Below are 22,532 nucleotides of genomic sequence, written 5' to 3'. Positions count from 1 at the left end.
TATCGCACGATATGGGGTAGGACTTTTCCGGCTGCCCGATTGTGACCTGCTAGGCCTGGGGGTCGGTATCCGGTTCGGAATCCGGCACGGCTTCCACCACCGCCCGCTGCTGGCGCTTCACGCTGCGGCGGTCCAGCACGAGGGCCAGCCCGGCGCCCAGGATGGCCCCTGCGGCCGCGAACATCACCAGGAAGAAACCGAACACCGCACCGGGGTCGAAGGTGGTGTCCCCCGGCACCCCGTACGCCACCACCGCGGCAGCGACGGCTCCCAGCAGCGCTCCGACCACCAGGAAGGGAACGTACTTGGGTGCCCGGCGGACGGTAACCTCGCGCCGCTCGGCGGGGGTTTCTTCAAAAGACATGCCATCCAGCCTACTGCCCACTGTTTTGCTCCGGGAAACGGGTGTCTGGGGATGCCTGGCGCTCCCGGCCCGGAGAGGCGGGAGTGGCACACTGGTAGGCAACTGCTCGGAGACTGATATATCTATTGACATGGAGTCTTGTCGCTGCCATATTCTGCTGTAGGCACTATGTGCATTCTGTTGTTTATTATGCAACTCAATGCGCTTCGAACGCTGAGGCGCCGTGGTCCCCGGGCCGGGCCTGTCAGTTAGATTGGCAGTTGGTGCCGACTCACGGATCCGGGCGGATCCAGGAAAGGAACACAAGAACCATGGTTCACAAAGTTCAAGCAGTTGTTGTCCGGGAGAAGAACGCCCCTGTGTCCTTGGAGACCATCCTGGTCCCGGATCCCGGGCCGGGGGAGGCGCTGGTGGACATCCTGACCTGCGGTGTCTGCCACACGGATCTGCACTACAAGCAGGGCGGTATCGGTGATGACTTCCCTTACCTGCTCGGGCACGAGGCCACCGGGGTTGTCAGTGCCGTTGGCCCCGATGTGACCCAGGTGGCCCCGGGCGACCGGGTGATCCTGAACTGGCGCGCGGTCTGTGGGGAGTGCCGTGCGTGTGCCAAGGGCCAGCCGCAATACTGCTTCAATACGCACAACGCCACGCAGAAGATGACCCTTGAGGACGGCACCGAGCTTTCGCCTGCCCTGGGCATCGGTGCTTTCGCGGAAAAGACCCTGGTGGCAGCCGGGCAGTGCACCAAGGTGGACCCGGAGGTTGATGCTGCCGCGGTGGGCCTGCTGGGCTGCGGCGTGATGGCAGGCATCGGTGCCGCGATCAACACCGGAGAGGTCAAGCGTGGCGAGTCCGTGGCAGTGATTGGCTGCGGCGGCGTGGGGATTGCCGCGATCGCGGGCGCGAAGCTCGCGGGGGCGACGACGATCATCGCCGTGGACATCGACGACAACAAGATCGGGATGGCCAGGTCCCTCGGTGCAACCCACGGGGTCAACTCCAAGCAGGAGGACGCCGTGGAAGCCATCCGGACCCTCACCGGAGGCCACGGGGCGGACGTGGTGATAGACGCCGTCGGCCGGCCCGAAACGTACAAGCAGGCCTTCTACGCCCGTGACCTTGCCGGCCGCGTGGTGCTGGTGGGTGTTCCGACGCCGGAGATGACGCTTGAACTGCCGCTGCTGGACGTCTTTGGCCGCGGCGGCTCGCTGAAGTCCTCCTGGTACGGCGACTGCCTGCCCTCCCGCGACTTCCCCATGCTCGTCTCGCACTACAAGCAGGGCAACCTGGACCTGGACGCGTTCGTGTCCGAGCGCATCACGATCGACCAGGTGGAAGAGGCCTTCGAGCGGATGCATGGGGGCAAGGTGCTGCGCTCCGTCGTCGAGGTCCAGCCTGCCGGGGCGTCCGCATGAGCGTCACCATCGAGAACCTGGTCACCTCGGGAACTTTTTCGCTCGACGGCGGCACCTGGGACGTTGACAACAACGTCTGGATCGTGGGCAATGACGAGGAATGCATCATCATCGATGCGCCGCACGACGCAGCGGCGATCATCAACCAGGTCCGCAGCCGGAAGGTGAAGGCCATCCTGCTCACCCACGCGCACAACGACCACATCGGTGCCGCGCGTGAGGTGGCGGACGCCTTGGAGGCACCGATCCTGCTGAACCAGGAGGACCTGGTGCTTTGGGAGCAGGTATACCCGGACGCGAAACCGGACCGCTACCACTCCGACGGTGACGTGTTCGAGGTGGGCGGGGCGGCCCTGCGTGCGATCCACACTCCGGGACACTCGCCCGGGTCCACTTGCTTCTACCTGGAAAGCGAGGGAACGGTGTTCACCGGCGACACCCTGTTCAACGGCGGCCCGGGTGCCACCGGGCGGTCCTACAGCGACTACCCCACCATCCTGGCGTCCATCCGTGAACGGCTGCTGACACTGCCCGCCGACACTGTGGTCCGCACCGGCCATGGGGACAACACCACCATCGCCGCCGAGCAGGAAACGCTGGCGAAGGTGACGCAGTAACCAGAAGTCAAGAAAGCGCCCGGCGGAGGCGCTGGGAGGACCCGGCGCGCCTCCGCCGGCGATCCATCAGCACAAGCCGGTTAGGAAGTTGGAACGATGAAGTTCGGCAAGCAGCCCGCCCCCGTTGCGGACATCAATGAGGACGATCTTTCGGTCCACAAACCCAAAACGGAGGCGGCCGGGGTCAAGGCCGTCATGGTTGCGCTCGAGCGTGCGGTGGCGCAGGCGGGTGTGGCCCGGACGGCGCAGTCGCTGCTGCGGCTGAACCAGCGGGGCGGTTTCGACTGCCCCGGCTGCGCGTGGCCGGAATCGGACAAGAAGCGAAAAGCAGCCGAGTTCTGCGAGAACGGCGCCAAGGCGGTGGCCGAGGAGAACACCTTGCGTACAGTCGGCGCGGAGTTCTGGGCCCAACACTCCATCGCCGAACTCTCGGAGAAGACCGAGTACTGGCTGGGCAACCAGGGCCGGTTGAGCGAACCGGTGGTGATCCGCGAAGGGGAGACGCATTACTCGCCGATCTCATGGGCTGACGCGTTCGAGCTGATCGGTGAACACCTCCGGGCGACCACCCCGGAGCGCAGCGTCTTCTACACCTCCGGCCGCACCGCGAATGAGACCGCATTCCTGTACCAGCTCTTCGCACGGTCCCTGGGCACCAACAACCTCCCCGACTGCTCCAACATGTGCCACGAGTCCTCCGGCTCGGCTTTGAACCCGACCATCGGCATTGGCAAGGGCACGGTCTCCCTGGATGACATCCACGACGCCGAACTGATCTTCGTGGTGGGCCAGAACCCCGGCACCAACCATCCACGGATGCTGTCCGCGTTGAAGGAGTGCAAGGACAAGGGCGGCAAGGTGGTGGCCGTGAACCCGCTGCCCGAGGCCGGCCTGTTCAACTTCAAGGACCCGCAGACCGTTTCCGGGGTGGTGGGCGGCGGGACGCCGTTGGCCGATGAGTACTTGCAGATCAAGGTGGGCGGGGACTTGGCGCTGTTCCAGGCGCTGGGCCACCTGCTGCTGGAGGCCGAGGCAGCCAACCCGGGGACCGTCGTCGACCATTCCTTTATTGCCGCCCAGACGGACGGGTTCGATGCCTACCGCGACGCCCGGCGCACCTTGGACTGGGATGAAACCGAGAAGGCCACCGGCCTCACCCGGGGCCAGATTGAGAAGGTCGCGGCGATGCTGGGGGCGTCCAAGGCCTCGATCTTCTGCTGGGCGCTGGGCGTGACGCAGCAGCCGCATTCGGTGGACACCATCAAGGAAATGGTCAACGTCCTGCTGCTGCAGGGCAACTTCGGCAAGCCCGGCGCCGGCGCCTGCCCGGTCCGCGGGCACTCGAATGTCCAGGGCGACCGGACCATGGGCATCTGGGAGAAACCCAAGGAGTGGCTCCTGCAGGCCTTGGACGCCGAGTTCGGCATCACGTCTCCGCGGCACCACGGCTACGACGCCGTGGAGTCGATGGAGGCATTCGAACGGAACGAGGTGGACGTATTCGTGTCCATGGGCGGAAACTTCTCGCTCGCCTGCTCTGACACCGAGGCGCTGGAAGCGGGCATGCAGCGGATCGGGCTGACCGTGCACATCAGCACCAAACCCAACCGCTCGCACGTGGTGCACGGCCGCACGTCACTGATCCTGCCCACCCTGGGCCGCACCGACAAGGACGACAAGCATCCCAACGGCGCACAGTTCCTCTCCGTGGAGGACTCGATGTCCGTGGTCCACTCCACCCAAGGCCGCCTCACCCCAGTCTCCGAGCACCTGCTGGCTGAGCCCGTCATCGTGGCACGGATGGCGGAGGCCACCTTTGGCCCGGACCACCCAGTGGACTGGAAGGCAATGGCCGAGGACTACGACGTGATCCGCGACCACATCGCCCGGGTCCTGCCCGGCTTCGAGGACTTCAACGCGCGGGTGCGGAGCAAGAACGGCTTCGTGCTGCCCAACCCGCCCCGCGACACCCGCTCCTTCGCCACCGACATCGGCCGCGGCCGGTTCACCGTCAGCCCGCTGGAATACCTCACCCCGCCGCCGGGGCACCTGGTGCTGCAGACCATCCGCAGCCACGACCAGTACAACACCACGTTCTACGGCCTGGACGACCGCTACCGCGGCATCTCCGGCGGCCGCCGCGTGATCCTCATCCACCCTGAGGACCTCGCCGAGCAAGGATTCCAGGACCGGGAACTCGTGGACGTCGTCAGCACCTTCCAGGGCGTGGACCGCCGGGCAGACAAGTTCCGCCTGGTGGCCTATCCCACCGCCAAGGGCTGCGCGGCCGCGTACTTCCCCGAAGCCAACGCACTGGTCCACAAGGAAAACGTGGCCCGCGTATCCAACACCCCCGGCTTCAAAGCCATGTTCGTCAGGTTCGAGCCGCACCGGGGAGAGCCTGCGGTTGCCGGGGAATCTGCAGGGGAGCTGGCCGGAACGCACGCCTAGCCCCACCGGATGGGTAAGGTGCGCCGGTGCGGGCAATGACGACGGCGGCAGTCCGGCAGGTGCCGGGTGCCGCCGTCGCCGTTCCCCACACAGGTTTTTATGCCGGGTGGTTCCCGTCGGGACCGGCTTTCGGGTCAAGGTCCTTGCCACGAGCGATCGCGGTGAGCCGGTTCCACCCCGCCAGGGCCTGGTCCGCGGGAAGAAACGCGGAGAGCCAGGCCATCCCGTCCTGGTCCGCCCGGAATTCTACCCGCCGATCTGACACCCCCTCGACGTGGCGTTTCTCGATGCTCTCGGCGTGGTGGCGTTCCCGCCAGGTCCGGGCCTTGGCTTTGAACCGGTGCGCCGGCAACCGCCCCACCGGTCATCCCCGCACCGGGTCCGGGGCGTCATGGTCCAGGAAGTGGGCTTCCAACCCGGCCGCCCCCGCGGCATCAAGGTACGCGTCTCATCCGCCATCACCACCGCATGCTGCCACGACAGGGTCCCGGCCTGCAGCCCCTCCAATGTCTTCGGCAATGAGGTAACTACGCCGTGCGAGGCCGTCAGGAACGACGACACGGCGCGCGGACCCAGGGCCAAACACACCCGATCTCCGCCGCGACCGCCATCTCCTGCGCCTGCACCGGCGCATCCGGCCCCGCAACCATGTCGGCCATGCTTTTTCGTCATATCCGAAATTGATTGACAGTGAGCGTGGCTGGAGTCACACTGTTGCATATGGTGATCGTTGTTGCGTTAGGCGCTTCAGTTTTATTCCGGAGTTGTCGCTTCTGTTGCTGATGAACCTCCCCACATTCGTTGACAGAACGTCTTGAACACCCCTTGTGCCCCACCTGCTCCGTATCCACCCACAAATCGCCCCATGCCCAGCCCTATCGGGAGGAAACACATGACTACCTCAGTGAATGCGCCCCTCAGCGCACGCGGAAAGCTCGCCTCAACATTGCCTGCCGAGCAGCTGGCCGAAATTACCGAGTTGTTTGCTTTGCGGCGCACCGGCTACTCCCTTGATGCCCCGTTCTACACTGACCCGACAATCTTCAAGCTCGACATGGAAGCCATCTTCGGCCAGCACTGGATCTTTGCCGGCAGCGTTGCCGAGTTGCCGGAGCCGGGCGACTACATCACGGTCGACTACGGACCCTACTCCCTGATCGTGCTGCGCACCGACGAGGGCGGCGTCAATGTCCTGCACAACGTCTGCCGCCACCGCGGTGCCCGCGTCCTGACCGAAGCCGCCGGTTCCACCGGAAACCTGGTCTGCGGCTACCACTCCTGGACGTATTCCCCCGAGGGCAACCTGATCCACGCATCCGCCCCCGGCGAAGCCAAGTTCGACAAGAACTGCTTTGCCCTCAAGCGCGCCCACAGCCGCGAGGTTGCCGGGCTCATCTTCGTCTGCATTGCTGACGAGCCACCCGCAGACTTCGACGAAACCGCCAAGATTTTCGAGCCCTACCTCGCGCCCCACGACCTGTCCAAGACCAAGATTGCCTACCAGCAGAACATCATCGAAGAGGGCAACTGGAAGCTCGTCATGGAGAACAACCGTGAGTGCTACCACTGCGACGGCCACCCGGAACTCGCCTGCTCGCTCTTCCCCACGTGGGGCCTGACCGAGGGACTGATCCCGGCCCACCTGGAAGAGGTCTGGGACCGCAACAAGGAAGCCCAGTCCTCCCTCGAGGAGCGGTGCCGCCGCTACGGCCTGCCCTACGAGGTGGTGGAGGAACTCGACACCCGCATTGCCGGTATCCGCATCTCGCGCGAATCCCTGGACGGCGAAGGCGAATCGTTCTCCGCAGACGGCCGCAGGCTCTCCAAGAAGCTGCTCGGCGACCTTCGGGACTTCCGCCTGGGCCGCTGCTCGATGCACTTGCAGCCCAACAGCTGGTTCCACTTCCTGGGTGACCACGTCATCACGTTCGGGGTTTTCCCCATCAACGAGCACCAGTCCTTGGTCCGCACCACCTGGCTGGTGGCTGACGACGCCGAGGAAGGCGTTGACTACGACCTCGAAAAGCTCACCTACACCTGGAAGCAGACCAACCTGCAGGACAAGGCGTTCGTTGAGCTGTGCCAGCAGGGTGCTGCCAGCCCCGCGTACGAGCCCGGCCCTTACATGAAGAGCGAATACCAGGTGGAGGCCTTCATCAATTGGTACGTCCAGCGCGTGCAGGAGCACTTGGCATGATTGACGTCCTCACTCAGGCGCCGGTCCGGGAACCACAGCGCATCCGCGGCCTTGAAATGCCGTGGAACAGGGTGATGGGCAGCATGGAAGGCCCGGCCAGTGCAGCCAAGGCGCTGGGCCCGTGGCATCCGCAGGAGTTCATGGCCGAATGCGTCGAAACCGTTCCCGAAGCCGGCGGCATGATGACCTTCGTCTTCCGCCGCTGCGACGGTGCGCCCCTGGCGTTCCGCGCGGGCCAGTACGTGAATATCGCTTTCCCCGTGAACGGCGAGGACCAGGAACCGGTGGACCGCAGCTACTCGCTGTCCAGTTCACCCACGGAACCGTGGACTTTCAGCGTCACCGTCAAGCGCGACCCGGGCGGACTGGTTTCCCCGTGGGTGCACGGGAACGTCAGGCCCGGAACTGTCCTGGACATGCTGGGACCTGTCGGGGCATTCCACCTGCCTGACGCCGATCGGCGGGCACGGTACCTCTTCCTGGCCGCCGGCGCAGGCATCACCCCCATCATGTCGATGCTGCGCACCATCCACTCGTTGCCCGGAACCGCCGATGTGGTGGTGCTTTACCACGGCGCGGAAGCCGGCGGCTTCGCCTTCCACCGGGAATTGGCCTACATCGCGTCGGTGGACTCGCGCGTCAAGGTCTTCTACGCCCTGGGCGACCGCGGCAGGCCCGAGGACTGGGAGGGCTTCACCGGACGGCTGACGGCGGCCATGATCGACGAGGTGGCGCCGGACGCCAACGGCCGGCAGGTGTACGCCTGCGGACCCGAGGGGTACTTGAACACCGCCACTGAACTGCTCAAGAACGTGGGCGTCGACGATACCTCCATCTACATGGAGTTCTTCTCCGGCGACCGGCAGACCCTCCTCGAATACCAGGCCGAGCTCGCCCTGGCGGCGGACATCGCCGAGGAAATCGCCGACGAGATCGCGGAGTCCGCCGAGGACTACTTCGAGGGCCAGCCGGCGGCGTTCGGGATCTATGAGCCCGGCTACGACGAGGATGGAACCCTGCAGGCCACGGGGCTGGCGCTGGAAGCTGCAGCCCCGGCCTCCGCGGAAGCCGCCTCCGCGGAAGCCGCCGAAGCCGCAACCGAAGCCGCCACCCCGGATGCGTCAAGCTTCGACACCGTGGGAACTGGCAGCCTCACCCTGTCTTTCATGCGCACCGGAATCAATGTGCGGATCGACCCGCAGGAACCCATCCTGGGTGTGGCCCAGCGGGCCGGTGTCCGGATCGGCGCCAACTGCAAGGAGGGCATGTGCGGCTCCTGCAAAGTGGTCAAGCTGTCCGGGGAGATCGACATGAACCACCAGGGTGGAATCCGCAAACGGGAAATCGATGCCGGCAAGTTCCTTCCCTGCTGCTCCACCGCGCGCACCGACATGGTGATCGACGCTTAGCCGCTTCCCTGAGCCGCCGGCACCGCGCGCCGTCCCACGTTTTACCGCAAGTGAAAGTCATAACCACACGGAGGGTCTGATGCAGCCGGCGTCAGGCCTTCCGTGGCAATTGAACCCTAACCATAGGAGCCACGCCCATGTCAGGTAACAAAGCCGTTGCGTACAAGGAGCCCGGGGTTGTCGAGGTCATCGATACCCCGTATCCGTCGTTTGAACTGAAGGCCGGCCCCGGTGTCAATCCCGCCAACGTCGGCCGGAAGGTGCCGCACGGGGTCATCGTGCGCACCGTGAGCACCAACATCTGCGGCTCGGACCAGCACATGGTCCGCGGCCGGACGACGGCCCCTGCCGGCCTCGTCCTGGGCCACGAAATCACCGGCGAAGTCATTGAGACCGGACCCGACGTCGAATTCATCAAGGTGGGGGACATCGTCTCCGTCCCGTTCAATATCTCTTGCGGGCGCTGCCGGAACTGCAAGGAGCGCAAGACCGGGATCTGCCTGAACGTGAACCCGGACCGTCCCGGCTCTGCCTACGGTTATGTCGATATGGGCGGTTGGGTGGGTGGGCAGGCGGAATACGTCCTGGTTCCCTACGCCGATTGGAACCTGTTGCGGTTCCCGGACCGGGACCAGGCCCTGGAAAAGATCATGGACCTGACCATGCTTTCCGACATCCTCCCCACCGGCTTCCACGGCGCAGTCACGGCAGGCGTCGGCGTCGGGTCCACCGTCTACGTTGCCGGTGCCGGCCCCGTCGGGCTTGCCGCGGCCGCCAGCGCCCAACTGCTGGGAGCTGCGGTGGTCATCGTGGGCGACCTCAACGAAGACCGCCTGGCCCAGGCCCGGTCCTTTGGCTGCGAAACCGTCAATGTGGCCAACGGCGACCCGGCAGACCAGATCGAGCAGATCCTCGGCGTCCGGGAGGTCGACTCCGGCATCGACGCCGTCGGCTTCGAGGCACGCGGCCACGGCCACGGCGCCCAGGAAGCACCTGCCACCGTGCTGAACTCGCTGATGGACCTCACCACCGCCGGCGGCTCTGTGGGTATCCCCGGCCTCTACGTCACGGGGGACCCGGGAGCCGCGGATGAAGCCGCACGGAAGGGCAGCCTGTCCCTGTCCCTGGGAACCGGTTGGGCGAAGTCCCTGTCCTTCACCACGGGCCAATGCCCGGTGATGAAGTACAACCGGCAGCTGATGATGGCCATCCTCCATGACCGGATCCAGATCGCCAAGGCGGTCAACGCCAAGGCCATTTCGCTCGACGACGCCCCGCGCGGGTACGCGGAGTTCGACGCCGGCGCGGCAACGAAGTACGTCCTGGACCCGAACGGCTACCTCAACAACTGATGCGCGGTTCCCGTTTGTGAAGAACGGCAAGGTTCCAACGGCGGCGCCCCGCTCAGCAGGGGTGCCGCCGTTGGCATGCCGGGGTGGAACAGCGCGCGCTCCGCGGGCAACAAAAGAGGTGGTTGGGCCTGCAGGTCTCAAGCAGGCCCAACCACCTTTGTGGTGGATGGGCAGATCAGCCGCGGAGGCGCTCCATGCCCGGGTCAAAGAGCGGCTCGGCGCTGACCGTGGCGGCTACGCGCCGGCCGAAGTACTCGATCTCCACGGCGTCCCCCTCGGACACCGATGAGGACAGCCAGGCGTAGGCAAGGGGCTTGCCGACGGTGAAGCCATACGCCGCGCTCGTGACGTAACCAGCGGCTTCCCCGGCCACGTACACCGGTTCCTTGCCCAGCACCACTGACGTGCCGTCGTCGACCGTCAGGCAGCGCAGCATCTTCGCCGCAGGCTGCTCGCGGAGCGACGCCAGGGCCTCGGCGCCCACGAATCCGGTCTTTTCCTTGGCCACGGAGAAACCGAGGCCCGCTTGGTACGGGTGGTGCTCGGACGTCATGTCCGTGCCCCACAGCCGGTAGCCCTTCTCAAGGCGCATGCTGTTGAAGGCGCCGCGGCCGGCAGCGATGATGCCGTGCTCCTGGCCCGCCTCGAACAGCAGGTCCCAGAGCTTCAAACCGTACTCGGCGGTGGTGTAGAGCTCCCAGCCGAGTTCGCCGACGTAGGAGAGCCGCATGGCCGTGACGGGGATGCCGCCCACGGAGATCTCCTTGGTCCGGAAGTACTTCAGGCCGTCATTGGTGAGGTCGTCGGTGCTGACCTTGCCAATCACTTCGCGGGCCAGCGGACCCCACAAACCGACGCAGCAGGTGCTGCCGGTGATGTCGGTGACGTGGACCCACTGGCCGGGGTCGGCGGCGGACTGCCGGCGAGCTTCCACCCGGAGGTAGTCGAAGTCGACGTTGCTGTTGACGCCCAGCTGGAACTCCTCCTCGGCCAGCCTTGCCACGGTCACGTCACTGCGGATGCCGCCGTCGTCCGCCAGCAACAGGCAATAGGTCACGGCGCCCGGCTTCTTGGCGATGTTGCCCGTGCTGAGCCGGTGCAGGAGTGCCTGCGCGCCCGGGCCGGCGACGGAGAGGCGCTTCAGCGGCGTCATGTCGTAAAGTCCGACGGCGGTGCGCGTCTTCCACGCTTCGGCTGCGGAGATGGGGGAGTGGAACATTGCGGACCAGGAGTCCCGCTCCGGGGTCTGCCATTTGGCCGGAAGTTCTTCGAGGAGCGCGCGGTTGGCTTCGAACCAGTGCGGGCGTTCCCAGCCGGCGGATTCCAGGAAGAACGCGCCCAGCTCCTTTTGGCGGACGTTGAAGGGGCTGACCCGCAGGTCGCGCGGGGATTCTCGCGGCTGCAGCGGGTGCATGACATCGTAGATCTCCACGAAGTTCTGTTGCGAGGTTTCGCTGACGTAGGCGTCCGAGGTCTGCACCTTCTCGAAACGGGTCAGTTCGCAGCCGTGCAGGTCTGTCTGCGGCTGGCCGTCGATGATCAGCTCTGCCATGGCCTTCGCAACGCCGGCGGAGTGCGTGACCCACACGGCTTCGGCCACGAAGAAGCCCTCGAGGTCCGGTGCTTCGCCCATGAGCGGGCCGCCGTCGGGGGTAAAGGAGAAGATGCCGTTGAAGCCATCCTGGATTTCGGTGCTGCGCAGTGCCGGCAGCAGGTCCTGGCTGTCCTCCCACGCGGGAACGAAGTCTTCCAGGGTGAAGTCCAGCCGGGAGGGCATGCGGTGGTCGGACATCTCCCCGGCCGGGACCTTCGGCAGTGCGGACATGTCCACCGGCATCGGCCGGTGGGCGTAGCTGCCGATGCCGATGCGGTCGCCCCATTCGCGGTAGTACAGGTCCTTGTCCTGGTAGCGAAGGATGGGCTTGCCGGCGCCGTTGGGAAGCTCGTTGACGCCCTCAAGTTCGGCGAGGGGCGTGGTGACCGCGTACTGGTGGGCCAGCGGCAGCAGCGGCACCTCCAGGCCCACCATCTTGCCGAGCTCACGGCCCCAGAACCCTGCGCAGGACACCACGATATCGGCAGGAATGAGTCCGGCGGAGGTCTCGACGCCGGTGACCTTGCCGCCCTCACGGGCGATGCCGGTGACGGTGGTGGACCCGCGGTAGGTGACGCCGTGTTCGCGCGTGCGCTCGATCAGCAGCTGGACGGCGCGGGCCGCCAGGGCGAGGCCGTCGGTGGGGATGAGCAGGCCGCCCAGGACTTCCCGGCCGCCGCTGAGCTTCCCCGTGGTCAGCAGGGGGTAGATCTTTTCGCACTCGTCGGCATCCACGATCCGGCTTTCGACGCCCCAGGAGGTCATCACGCCCATCTTGCGTTTGAGGTCCGCCAGGCGCTCCGGAGTCGTTGCCAGTTCAAGGCCGCCCACCTGGTTGAAGCAGGACTGGCCATCCTTGCCCAGGGCGAGCAGCTTGTTGACGGTGTAGGTCGCGAATTCCGTCATGGTCCTGGACGGGTTGTTCTGGAATACGAGGCCCGGAGCGTGCGACGTGGAGCCGCCTGCCAGCTCCAGCGGGCCCTGTTCGACGACGGTGATGTCATTCCAGCCGCGGCTTGCCAGCTCGTCGGCGAGGTTGGTGCCGACAATGCCGGCTCCGATGATGACGACGCGGGGTGATGCGCTCATGGTTCGTGGTTCTCCTGGTTGGTGCGTGGCTCCGCGCTTCGCTATAAGCAACCCGCAGCACTATATGCAACACGGTGGCGTAGCTCACAAGGAATGTCAAGGGTTTCCGGCATTGTTGCTGCGGCTGCCGTCACTGTTTCAGCGGGCCCAGGCTGGCTCCGGGAAGGGCGGGCATGACGGAGGCCTCCGCCGCTGGTGCGGCGAAGGCCTCCTGTGGGTTGCGGCCGGTTGCCCGGTGTCAGTGCGAGAAGTTGGTTGAGATCTCGGCGAGGGTGCGCCCCTTCGTCTCAGGCGCGAGCCATTGCGAGAGTATTGCGCCGAGTAATGCGACGGCGGCTGCCACGACCATGCTTGGGCCCATGCCGATGTTGCTGATCGCCCACGGCAGGGCGAAGGTGCCGAGTGCGGCTCCGATGCGGCTGAAGGCCGCGGCGAAGCCCATGCCGATGCCGCGCAGGTCGCCGGGGAATACCTCGGCCGGATAGACCTGGGTCAACGTGGTGTAGCCCGCGTTGAAGAAGGAGAAGGCGAGGAACAGGGCCAGCACCAGGATTGCCGGCGCGTCAGCCCAGACCCCGATGACCAGCAGGATGCCTGCGCAGAGCCACTGCCCGGGCACGGTGAGGATCCGGCGGCCGAGCCTGTCGATCAGAAGCACGCTGGTGACGACACCCGCGGCCGCAAGGGCGGACAAGCCCACTCCACCGGCCCAGCCGCCGCCGAAGCCGAACTGCGTGAGCACGTCGTCGGCGAAGGTCGCGATCGCGAAGTATGGAGTGACCGCGCAGAACCAAAAACCGGAAGTGAAGACGGTGGCGCGCCAGTGTTCCTTCGAGAACAGCATTCCGAAGGAGGCGTTCTTGATTTTGGTCCTGCCCTTTGAGGCTTGGGCCTCCTGGATCATCCGCAGGTCGATCTCCTCGGTGATGCTGTCGTGCATCTGCGGCGATTCGACATACTTGTGGGCAATCGCCAGTGCTTCGTCACGCCGTCCCTTGGTGATGAGCCAGCTTGGCGATTCGGGGAGGCCGATGCGGGCGAGGAACAGGACGAACGCGAGGATGGTGCTCGTCCCGATGACGAGGCGCCAGGGGGTGCCGGCCTCGTGCAGGAGCGTGCCGATGATGAATGCCATCATGAAACCGACGTACCAGGCGATCAGGGTCAGCCCGAGCAACCGCCCGCGGAGCTTTGGAGGAGAGAACTCCGACAGCAAGGGGCCGCCGATCGAGTACTCGCCGCCGATCGCGACACCCATCATGAACCGGATGATGGCCAGCTGGATCACGGCACCGTCTCCGGAGGTTACGAAGAACTGGGCCGCTGAGGCAACCAGGAACAGGCCCATGTCCACGAGGAACATGGGCTTGCGTCCGAACTTGTCAGTAGCCCAGCCGGCCAGCGGGGAGCCGACGAAGATACCGGCCAGCGGGCCTGCGGCGATCATGCCCAGGGACAGTGCGTCGAGCTGGAGGTCTGACCGCATGGGGCCGGTGACGGGTCCGATGATTCCGAGGATGTAGCCGTCGAGGAACATCCCGCCGATGAAGACAGCGACGAGCCGCACCATGAAGCGGCGTTTGAACTTCGAGCTGGTCCCTTCGGCACTGCTTTGATCGATGGTGCTGGCACCTTTGATAGTCATAAACAGTTTCCTTTAGTGATCTGGCGCTGCCGCGTGGATGCGGCAGCGTGTGCGGCCGAGTTGCGGGCCGGGCTCCCCCTCGGATCGGCCTTCATAAATTCTGTCCGGCTGCTTCCATGCCATCGCGGGTGGCCTCGGAAGGGCGGGAGGAGCATATCCAGGAGATTTACGTTCCGTGATGATCAACAACGTTCGCTGTATGCAACAAAATCGTGCGCTAGCCCACACCCAATGTCAAGAGTGTGTCCTGAGAAAGACGTAGCCCGTAAGCGTTCCTGTTGCGCGCTCCGGGCACGGCTGTTGCGGGGTCCCGTTTTCCGAAAACGGTGCTTCGATGAGGAATACCTCCCCAGGTCTTAGGCCCATCGAAGCACCTTTCACGGAGAACGGGACGCCCGTTGCCAACGCTGTGGCGTTCCTAGCCTGCGGCTTCCAGGACCTGGAGCTCCGGGGCCTCGGGCGCCAGCGGCGGGGATGACACTTGCCTGCGTGCTGCCTCTACGGTGTGAAGGAGCAGCAAAACCGTGGTCACTGAGCCCACGCCGCCGGGAACCGGAGTGAGCGCTGCTGCTGTCCCGGTGACGCTGGCTTCGTCTACGTCACCCACCAGCGAGCCGTCGGGAAGGACGTTCGTGCCGACGTCGACCACCACTGTTTGGGAGGAGACGTCGCTGCCTCCCAGCAGTCCGGCGCGGCCGGCGGCGACCACCACCACATCGGCATCCTTCGTATAGCGCGCCAGCGGCCCGGACCTGGAATGGCAGACCGTCACGGCGGCGTCGCGTGCCAGCAGCAGGAGGGACAATGGTTTGCCCACCACGGCGGACCGGCCCACCACCACAACGCCCTTGCCCGCCAGCGGAATCCGGTAATGCTCCAGGATTTCGACGACGGAGCGCGCGGTAGCCGGTGCAAAGGCCGGCTGGCCGACGGCAAGGCGTCCCAGGCTCAGTGGATTGGCGCCGTCAATGTCCTTTTCCGGGGCGATGAGGCCCACCAGGTTGTCGGTCCGGACTCCCGGAGGCAGGGGTGTTTGCAGGATGATGCCGTTGACGGAGGGTTCGGCGCTGAGGTCCCGCAGGATGCCGGCCAGGACCGGCTCCGTTGCGTCGTGTCCCAGGTCGATGATCCGGCAGCCGACTCCGGCGCGCTCTGCTGCCCGCTGGATGGAACGGACGTACCAGTGCGTTGATTCGTCGCCGGTTGCCATGACCACTGCCACGACCGGGCGGACGCCCTCAACTTCCAGCGACCTGACCTGTGCCTGGACCTCCTGGTGGAACAAACCGGCCAACGGCTTCCCGGAAAGTACTGTGGTGCTCAACCAAGGATCCTTTCGCGCACGCGGGCCGAGAGGGCATCTGCCGCCAAGACCACCTTTTCCTCAATGCCGTCCGTCTGCCGCGCAAGCCGGGCGCGTGCCTGCGGATCCTTGACTGCCACAACGTTGATGTCGATGTTCACGCGGGCAGTAGTGGCGGCTGCCCTGGCGGCATCTGCGGCCGCTGCCACGTCGCTGATGACGTTGGCGTTGGCGACGTCGTACAGCTCCGTGGCCAGGTCCACAATCTCGCCGGACAACGTGACCAGCCGGGCGGGTGTTTCAGCCGCCTGGATGAGTGCGGACTGGATCCCGGCTGCACGGGCGGCCTTGAGCTCAGCCGTGCCGGACGGCAGTTTGTAGGAATCGATGACTGCCTGGAAGGCCACTTCGTCCGCCTCGGCCAGGTGCAGCGCTTCGTCGATAAGGCCGTCGGCTGCCGCCGTAATGCGCTGCACCAGGGGTGCGTGCGGCTCATACTTGGCGCCGGTGGTGTAGCGCGCCACCATGGCCACCAACGCTGCACCCTGGGCCGCGTGCAGCGCCGCGGCAGCACCGCCGCCGGGCGTCGGCTGCTTGGCGGCCAGCCTAGTGAGGTAGCTGCCGATTGACTCCGAGCTGATCATGGCCCTACCCGCGGAGCCGGGTCATGGTGGGGTCGTACAGGGGGTCCTGCGTGACCGTGGCGACGATCCGGCGCCCGAAGTATTCGATCTCCACGGAATCGCCGATCGAAACGTCGGCGGGCAGGTAGGAGTAGGCGATCGGTTTCCTGACCGAGTAGCCGTAGGCGGCGCTGGTCACGTAGCCAACTGCCTGGTCCTTGTAGAACACCGGTTCCTTGCCAAGCACCAGGCTGCGGCCGTCGTCGACCGTCAGGCAGCGCAGGTGCCGCGCTGAGTTCTCTTCGGTGCGGCCTTCCAGGGCAGCCTTCCCGACGAAATTGTCCTTGGCCATCTTCACCGCGAAGCCCAGGCCGGCCTCGAAGGGGTCGTGCTCGGTGGTCATGTCCGTGCCCCAGGAACGGTAGCCCTTTTCCAGGCGGAGCGAGCTGAACGCTGCCCGCCCGGCTGCGATGACGCCGAACGGCCGGCCCGCCTTCCACAGTGCATCCCAGAGCCGCTGGCCGTTGTCGGCGCTGGTGTACAGCTCCCAGCCAAGCTCACCGACGTAGGACAGGCGCATGGCGGTGACCGGCACGCCGCCGATAACCACCTTCTTGGCACGGAAGTATTTCAGGCCGTCGTTGGAGAAGTCGTCGCTGCTGACGGTGCTGACCAGGTCGCGTGCCAGCGGACCCCACAGGCCGATGCAGCAGGTGCCGCCGGTGGTGTCGCGGACCTGGACCCAATCGCCGGCGCCGCCGCCTTCGGTCTGGTGCCGGGCGGCGCGTTCGAAGTAGGCGGTGTCGATGTTGCCGTTGGCGCCCAGCTGGAAGGTGTCCTCGGACAGGCGGGCCACGGTGATGTCGCTGCGGATGCCGCCGGCATGGTCAAGCAGCAGCGTGTAGGTGACCGCCCCGGGTTTCTTGTTCAGCTCGGCGGTGGTGAGTTCCTGGAGCAGCTTCAGGGCGCCGGGGCCGGAGATTTCGAGGCGCTTCAGCGGAGTCATGTCGTACATGGCGACGGCGGTGCGCGTCTTCCAGGCCTCGGCCGCGGCGATGGGGGAGCTGAACATCCCGGACCAGGCATCGCGTGCCGGGGGCTGCCAGTCGGCGGGCATTTCCTTGAGCAGTTCGGCGTTGGCCTCGAACCAGTAGGGCCGTTCCCAGCCGGCGCCTTCGAGGAAGTAGCCGCCCAGTTCCTTGTGCCGGGCGTGGAAGGGGGAAACGCGCAGGTTGCGCGGGGAGAGCTTGGGTTGCAGCGGGTGGAGGACGTCGTAGATCTCCACGAAGTTCTGCTGCGAGGTTTCGCTGACGTATTCGGGCGTCAACTGAACGTCCTCGAAGCGGTGGATGTCGCAGTCGCCCAGGTCGATGGAGGATTTGCCGTCCACCAGGAGTTCGGCCACAGCGCGCGCGATGCCGGCGGAGTGGGTCACCCAGACGGCTTCGGCAACGAAGAAGCCGTCGAGTTCCCTGGACTCGCCAACGAGGGAGCCGCCGTCAGGGGTAAAGGAGAAGATGCCGTTAAAGCCGTCTTCGATTTCGCTTTGGCGCAGGGCGGGGAGCAGCTGTTTGGTGGCCTCCCAGGCGGGGAGGAAGTCCTCCACCGTGAAGTCCAGCCGCGACGGCATGTTGTGCTCGCTGATTTCGTCCGGCTTGAAGGTGCCGAGTTCGTCAAGGTCCACGGGCATGGGCTTGTGGGCGTAGGAACCGATGCCGTACCGGTCCCCGTGCTCGCGGTAGTAGAGGTCCTGGTCCTGGTGGCGCAGGATGGGCAGCGATGCGCCGTTGGGCAGCTCGTTCTTGCCCTTCTGATCCGGGACCGGGGTGGTCTTGACGTACTGGTGGGCCAGCGGGAGCAGCGGGACGGTCATGCCGATCATTTCGCCGATCTTTGCACCCCAGAAGCCGGCGCAGGAGACCACGATGTCTGCCGGGACCACCCCGTCGGAGGTCTGGACGCCAGTGACGCGGCGGCCGGACTGTTCGATGCCGGTGACGGTGGTGTTGCCTTGGTACTTCACGCCGGCAGCCTCGGTGCGCTTGATCAGCAGCTGCACGGCCCGCGCCGCGCTGGCCAGGCCGTCGCTGGGGACGTGCAGGCCACCCAGGATCTCCTCCTCGTTAATGAGGGGGTACAGTTCCTTGCACTCCGCCGGGGAGAGGATCCGGCCGTCGATGCCCCAGGCGGAGGCGTAACCGAGCTTGCGCTTCAGGTCCGAGAGGCGGGTTTCGGTGGTGGCAACTTCCAGGCCGCCCACCTGGTTGAAGCAGCTGGTGCCGTCCTCGGTCAGGGACAGCAACTTTTCCACGGTGTACTTGGCGAACAGGGCCATGGACTTGGAGGGATTGGTCTGGAAGACCAGTCCCGGGGCGTGCGAGGTGGAGCCGCCGGGCATGGTGAGGGGCCCCTGGTCCAGGACGGTGATGTTGTTCCAGCCCCGCGTGACGAGTTCATCCGCGAGGTTGGTGCCGACGATGCCGGCTCCGATAATGACAATGCGTGGCGACGATTCCAAGGTAGTCTCTCCTGCTGCTTTACGGATTGTGCCTGGGTAAGGGCCGGTGCTCACCGGAACACCACGGTGCTGGTCTGGTCCAGCAGCACACGGTGCTGGCAGTGCCAGCGGACGGCGCGGGAGAGGGCCAGCGCTTCGGCGTCCTGGCCCACGGTGGACAGTTGCGCCGGACCATAGGTGTGGTCCACGCGGATGACTTCCTGCTCGATGATTGGACCCTCATCCAGGTCCGCCGTGACGTAGTGGGCGGTGGCACCCACCAGTTTTACGCCGCGGTCGTAGGCCTGGTGGTAGGGACGTGCGCCCTTGAAACCGGGGAGGAACGAGTGGTGGATGTTGATGGCCCGTCCCTCCAGTGCCCGGCAGAGGTCGTCCGAGAGCACCTGCATGTAGCGGGCCAGGACCACGAGGTCGGCGTTGAACTCATCCACCAGCTCCAGGAGCCGGCGCTCGGCGTCGGCCTTCGTGTCCGGGGTGACGGGGATGTAGATGAAAGGCAGCCCTGCGGCTTCCGCCATGGCGCGGTGGGTTTCGTGGTTGGAAACCACCGCCACCAACTCTGCGCCGAGGCTGCCGCCGCGCCAGCGGAAGATGAGGTCGTTCAGGCAGTGGCCGAACTTGGACACCATGACCAGGACCCGCTTGGGGGTCTGGTCGTGGAAGCTGGATTTCATGTCGAAGCGGCTGGCGATGCCGGCGAACTCTTCTTCGAGCATCGCCGACGTGTAGTCGTGGGAGCCGGAGAACGCGGTGCGCAGGTGGAGTGTCTCACGCAGGCTGTCATCGAACTGCTGGTGTTCGTCGATGTTGAAGCCACGCTCAAAGAGGAATGTGGTCACGGCCTGCACGATTCCGGCCTGCTCGCGGCAGGACAAGGTCAGAACGAACTTCCGTGCCGGCTCTTCCTTGAGCGCCGGCAGGGTAGCGGTTGCTGAAGCTGTTGCGATGAGGGTCATGTCCCTCCTCCTTCTGCTAGATATATTCAAAAGCTGCGGACTGATATATTAGATTGGATGTCAGCGTATACTGGTCCATAGGCGAGGTCAATAGTTTTTTCCAGGTTGCGAAGAAGGGGCTCAGCATGGCGATCGAAGCTTTGGCGGTGGCGGACGACGCCGGCAGGAAATCACTGGCGGACGTCGCCTACGAGAGCATCCGCGACTGGTTGCTTATGCTGGAAATCAAACCCGGCGAGCTGCTCAACGACGAACTCCTTGCCAAAAACCTGGGCATGGGGCGGACTCCGGTGCGCGAAGCCCTGAAGCGGCTGGAGCTGGACCGGCTGGTGAAGACCTACCCGCGGCGGGGCACTTTCGCCACCCGGGTGGACGTGACGGACCTTTCCTTCATCTCGGAGATCCGTGCCCAGCTTGAGCCCCTTGCGGCCGCCCGGGCCGCACGGGTGGCCTCCCCTGCGGTCCGGGACGGGTTGCGGGCCACGCTCGAGAAGGTCGAGGAATTCGACGTTGCCGCGGCAACCGTAACCGAGACGCTGCAGCTGGATGCCCGGGTGCACCAAGGCATCTATGCCGCCGCCGCCAACCCGCACCTGGAGGACATCCTGATCCGGTACGACAACCTGGCAACGCGGATCTGGTGCATGGTGATCGACCGCCTGCCGGACCTGTCGCACCACGTGCGCGAACACCTCGATCTGCTCCGGGCCGTTATCGACGGCGACGAGGAGCGGGCTTCCGAGCTTGCCAAGGTGCACGTGAGCGGATTCGAACATGCGGTGCGCGAGGCACTCTTCAACGCCTAGCTTCTTGGTGGCCGCAGAGCCCCACCAGCAGGGCCAGTGAAGGATTGGCCCCGGCGCATGCTGCGCCGGGGCCAACTCCGGGTGTTTCCCTACGGTGCGGCTGCCTTCTCCAGATCCGGCCCCTTGCCTTGGCACGGCTGGCCGTCGGCGCATCCGTCCGGGCACTCGTGCTTTGTCACAAAGTCGAACTGCGCGCCCCGGTGTTGCTCCACTCCGGTCCGGATAGCCCGCTCCACCACAGAGTCCGCCAGCCGGCGGCGCAGGGAAAGGGGGTCTCTGCGCAGGTCCTTGGTGAGGGCGAAGCAGAGCAGCAGCATCACGATGACAAAGGGCAGGGCCGCGACGATGGTGATCCGCTGCAGGCCCGACAATGCTTCGGAGGGTTGGTCGCCGCCGGCCAAAAGCATGACGGCGGCCACGGCGCCGGTGAGGGCACCCCAGAAGATGACCAGGGCACGTTTGGGTTCGGAGCTGCCGTTGGAGCTCAGCGACGCCATGATCAGGGAGGCGGAGTCGGCGCCGGTAATGAAGAAGATTGCAACCAGGACCATGGCCAGGACGATCACGGCCGCAATCATCCACCCCGGCAGGGGGAGATTCTTCACCAGGTTGAACAAGGCCCCATCAAAATCGATGGTTGCTTTGCCGTCGGTGACGGTCATCAGGCCCGGCGTACCGGCTTTGTCGGCTTCCTGCTGGATGTGGAAGGCCGTCCCTCCGAAGATGCCGAACCAGATGACACTGACGAGGCTGGGCACCAGCAGAACGCCGGTGACGAATTGCCGGATGGTCCGGCCGCGGCTGATCCGTGCGATGAACATGCCCACGAAGGGCGTCCACGAAATCCACCAGGCCCAGTAGAAGATCGTCCAGCCGGACATCCAGGTCCGCAGCGCCTCGTCGCCGACGGCCTCGGTGCGGGAGGACATCTCGGCCAGGTCGCGCAGGTAGTCGCCAATCGCCGAGGGGATGAGGTTAAGGATGAAGAGAGTGGGGCCCGCCACGAACACGATGACGGCGAGGACCACGGCAAGGACCATGTTGACGTTGGACAGCCACTGGATTCCGCGGCTGATGCCGGATACGGCGGAGGCGATAAAGCATGCTGTCAGGATCGCCACGATGGCCACGAGTACAGGTGTTCCGACCTCGCCTGTCCAGCCGTTCGACGTAAAGCCGCTGCCAATTTGCAGGGCGCCGAGACCCAGTGATGCGGCCGTGCCAAAGAGCGTAGCGAAGATGGCAAGGATGTTGATGACCTTTCCCACCGGCCCCTCAACGGTCCTGATGCCGAACAGCGAGGTGAAGGCGGCGGAGATCAGTTGCCTGCGTCCCAGCCGGTAGGTGCCGTAGGCCATGGCAATGCCCACCACTGCATACATGGCCCAAGGGTGCAGGGTCCAGTGGAAGATGGAGGTGGCCATGGCCGTCTGGATGGCTGCGGGGGTACGCCCGTCAACGGTTCCGGGCGGCGGCGAGACGAAGTGGTACAGCGGCTCGGCCACCCCGTAGAACATCAGGCCGATGCCCATTCCAGCGGCAAACATCATGGCGATCCATGACACCGTGCGGAACTCGGGTTTTTCGCCGTCCTTGCCCAAGGGAATGTTGCCAAACTTGCCCAGGGCCAGCCACAGGACAAACACGACGAACAGGGACGCGAGGACCATAAAGAGCCAGCCGGTGTATTCCATGACCCAGGCCAGGGCGTCTTTGGACGTGGTGGCCAGGCTGTCCTTGTCGGCAAATCCCCACACCACGAAGGCGAGGGCGATGGCGCCGGTGATGCCGAACGTGGCCTTGTCCAGCGTCAGCTTCCGGTCGCGGCGCTGGGAGACGGCCTGCTCCCTGTTACTCTGCCGCAGTTCCTCCAGTATCTGCTGGTGTTCGTTGACGGCGGGAAGGGCCGTCGATTCCTCGTGGCCGGCGCCCGGTGGCTCGGCGGGAATTCCATCGGAAGGCGGCACTTTTGGCTTGGCGGAGGTGAGATCACTGTTAATGGCCACGAAAGCGGGTCCTTTGGCTAGTCCATGGGCTTGCGTTCAGTGCTGGGCATCGGGCAGCGCAATCCGGGGATGAATCGCCGCCTGGCCGTTGGCCAGCGGTGGCAGGGCATTGGGCCCTATGGGGAGGTGTTCCGCAAAGATCAACAGAGTTCGCGCTAAGCAACAAGAGTGCTGTACGTCACTT

The 22,532-nt window shown here is 65.4% G+C and carries 15 protein-coding genes and 1 pseudogene; 7 read left to right on the top strand and 9 right to left on the bottom strand.

Annotation, left to right across the window (positions count from 1 at the left end; translation table 11 throughout):
* Positions 1-49: 49 nt before the first annotated feature.
* Positions 50-364 (bottom strand): hypothetical protein, encoded by a 315-nt coding sequence (locus tag AC4EEV_RS09195; protein ID WP_018760832.1) that lies wholly within the window; start codon positions 362-364, stop codon positions 50-52.
* 311 nt (positions 365-675) lie between these two features.
* Between AC4EEV_RS09195 and AC4EEV_RS09190 the strand changes: the two genes are divergently transcribed.
* From AC4EEV_RS09190 to AC4EEV_RS09180, 3 genes are all read left to right on the top strand, one after another.
* Positions 676-1,782, top strand: a complete 1,107-nt coding sequence (locus tag AC4EEV_RS09190) for an S-(hydroxymethyl)mycothiol dehydrogenase (RefSeq protein ID WP_491330722.1) — start codon at positions 676-678, stop codon at positions 1,780-1,782.
* Complete coding sequence (locus AC4EEV_RS09185; protein WP_109045586.1) at positions 1,779-2,399, top strand: MBL fold metallo-hydrolase; 621 nt, start codon at positions 1,779-1,781, stop codon at positions 2,397-2,399. The genes AC4EEV_RS09190 and AC4EEV_RS09185 overlap by 4 nt, the downstream gene beginning before the upstream one ends.
* 96 nt (positions 2,400-2,495) lie before the next feature.
* Entirely contained in the window at positions 2,496-4,850 is a 2,355-nt protein-coding gene (locus AC4EEV_RS09180; protein WP_491330721.1) for an FdhF/YdeP family oxidoreductase, read from the top strand.
* 145 nt (positions 4,851-4,995) lie between these two features.
* Here AC4EEV_RS09180 and AC4EEV_RS09175 read toward each other — a convergent pair.
* Positions 4,996-5,509: pseudogene (locus AC4EEV_RS09175) on the bottom strand (HNH endonuclease signature motif containing protein); the annotation flags it as partial.
* A gap of 233 nt (positions 5,510-5,742) precedes the next feature.
* Between AC4EEV_RS09175 and AC4EEV_RS09170 the strand changes: the two are divergent.
* From AC4EEV_RS09170 to fdhA, 3 genes are all read left to right on the top strand, one after another.
* The gene (locus tag AC4EEV_RS09170; protein ID WP_109045588.1) at positions 5,743-7,047 is read left to right on the top strand and encodes an aromatic ring-hydroxylating oxygenase subunit alpha; all 1,305 of its coding nucleotides are present in this window, start codon (positions 5,743-5,745) and stop codon (positions 7,045-7,047) included.
* Positions 7,044-8,456 (top strand): ferredoxin reductase, encoded by a 1,413-nt coding sequence (locus AC4EEV_RS09165; RefSeq protein ID WP_018760838.1) that lies wholly within the window; start codon positions 7,044-7,046, stop codon positions 8,454-8,456. Before AC4EEV_RS09170 ends, AC4EEV_RS09165 begins: the two co-directional genes overlap by 4 nt.
* 137 nt (positions 8,457-8,593) lie before the next feature.
* Positions 8,594-9,808: a formaldehyde dehydrogenase, glutathione-independent gene (fdhA, locus tag AC4EEV_RS09160; RefSeq protein ID WP_018760839.1), complete on the top strand. Its 1,215-nt coding sequence runs from the start codon at positions 8,594-8,596 to the stop codon at positions 9,806-9,808.
* A 175-nt stretch (positions 9,809-9,983) separates the two neighbouring features.
* On the opposite strand, the gene AC4EEV_RS09155 is transcribed toward fdhA, so the two are convergent.
* The 6 genes from AC4EEV_RS09155 to purU form a co-directional block, all read right to left on the bottom strand.
* Positions 9,984-12,491 carry a GcvT family protein gene (locus AC4EEV_RS09155; RefSeq protein ID WP_491330720.1) on the bottom strand — a complete coding sequence of 836 codons (2,508 nt, stop codon included), beginning with the start codon at positions 12,489-12,491 and terminating at the stop codon, positions 9,984-9,986.
* A gap of 238 nt (positions 12,492-12,729) precedes the next feature.
* Positions 12,730-14,136: an MFS transporter gene (locus AC4EEV_RS09150; protein ID WP_491330719.1), complete on the bottom strand. Its 1,407-nt coding sequence runs from the start codon at positions 14,134-14,136 to the stop codon at positions 12,730-12,732.
* Between the two features lie 418 nt (positions 14,137-14,554).
* On the bottom strand, positions 14,555-15,460 hold the full coding sequence (locus tag AC4EEV_RS09145) for a bifunctional 5,10-methylenetetrahydrofolate dehydrogenase/5,10-methenyltetrahydrofolate cyclohydrolase (protein WP_109045593.1): 906 nt from the start codon (positions 15,458-15,460) through the stop codon (positions 14,555-14,557).
* Positions 15,457-16,083, bottom strand: a complete 627-nt coding sequence (locus AC4EEV_RS09140) for a cyclodeaminase/cyclohydrolase family protein (protein ID WP_491330718.1) — start codon at positions 16,081-16,083, stop codon at positions 15,457-15,459. Before AC4EEV_RS09140 ends, AC4EEV_RS09145 begins: the two co-directional genes overlap by 4 nt.
* Positions 16,084-16,087: 4 nt before the next feature.
* Positions 16,088-18,580, bottom strand: coding sequence for a GcvT family protein (locus AC4EEV_RS09135; protein ID WP_491330717.1), 2,493 nt, complete (start codon positions 18,578-18,580; stop codon positions 16,088-16,090).
* Between the two features lie 50 nt (positions 18,581-18,630).
* Positions 18,631-19,536 carry a formyltetrahydrofolate deformylase gene (gene purU / locus AC4EEV_RS09130; protein ID WP_491330716.1) on the bottom strand — a complete coding sequence of 302 codons (906 nt, stop codon included), beginning with the start codon at positions 19,534-19,536 and terminating at the stop codon, positions 18,631-18,633.
* Positions 19,537-19,661: 125 nt separating this feature from the next.
* Here purU and AC4EEV_RS09125 point away from each other — a divergent pair, with 125 nt between their 5' ends.
* The gene (locus AC4EEV_RS09125) at positions 19,662-20,342 is read left to right on the top strand and encodes a GntR family transcriptional regulator (protein ID WP_491330715.1); all 681 of its coding nucleotides are present in this window, start codon (positions 19,662-19,664) and stop codon (positions 20,340-20,342) included.
* Positions 20,343-20,431: 89 nt separating this feature from the next.
* Here the strand turns inward: AC4EEV_RS09125 and AC4EEV_RS09120 are convergent, their stop codons facing one another.
* The gene (locus AC4EEV_RS09120; protein ID WP_018760847.1) at positions 20,432-22,348 is read right to left on the bottom strand and encodes a BCCT family transporter; all 1,917 of its coding nucleotides are present in this window, start codon (positions 22,346-22,348) and stop codon (positions 20,432-20,434) included.
* Positions 22,349-22,532 lie beyond the last annotated feature (184 nt).

Source organism: Pseudarthrobacter sp. MOO14, from assembly GCF_058267675.1.
Note: the sequence above shows the minus strand (reverse complement) of the source record. Positions and strands in the feature narration are given on the sequence as shown.